Raw genomic sequence first — 470 nt, forward strand, 5'->3', positions numbered from 1 at the left:
ACCAGGGAGTGATCGACCTACCCGCGTCGGCTCAGTCGCCGCGGTATGGACGTGGGCGCCTGCGGTCGCTGCGGTCACCGTGGCGGCGCTGACCGGTGGCAGGCCCGCGCTCCGTGACCTGGGTCGTCGGCTGGTCCGGTGGCGCGTTCCACCGCTGGCGTGGGCCGCAGCCCTTCTCGGTCCCGTGGCCTTATGGGCGTTGGTCCTGGGTCTGAACGTGCTGCTGGGCGGCGACCCGGACGACGTCCGTCCGGGCGTGGTGGCTGTCGGGCTCGGGGGTGTCGTTCCGCTGCTGCTTGTGCTCTGGTTGACCGACGGTCTCGGTGAGGAGACCGGGTGGCGTGGGTACACGCTTCCCCGCTTGCTGCACAGGGCCGGTCCGGTCGTTGCGAGTTGCCTGCTCGCGGTCGTCTGGGCCGGCTGGCACCTGCCGCTGCTCTGGACCGACGGCGTCCCGCTCGAGGGCCAAC

1 protein-coding gene is annotated in these 470 nt (G+C 72.1%); it reads left to right on the forward strand.

The window, feature by feature from the left end:
• Positions 1-199: 199 nt before the first annotated feature.
• Positions 200-470, forward strand: a 271-nt coding sequence (locus I6F16_RS37540; RefSeq protein WP_225174780.1) for a CPBP family intramembrane glutamic endopeptidase, incomplete at its 3' end; no start/stop codon positions are given.

The sequence above is a fragment of the Bradyrhizobium sp. IC4060 genome (assembly GCF_020193715.1).
Taxonomy (GTDB): Bacteria; Pseudomonadota; Alphaproteobacteria; order Rhizobiales; family Xanthobacteraceae; genus Bradyrhizobium; species Bradyrhizobium yuanmingense.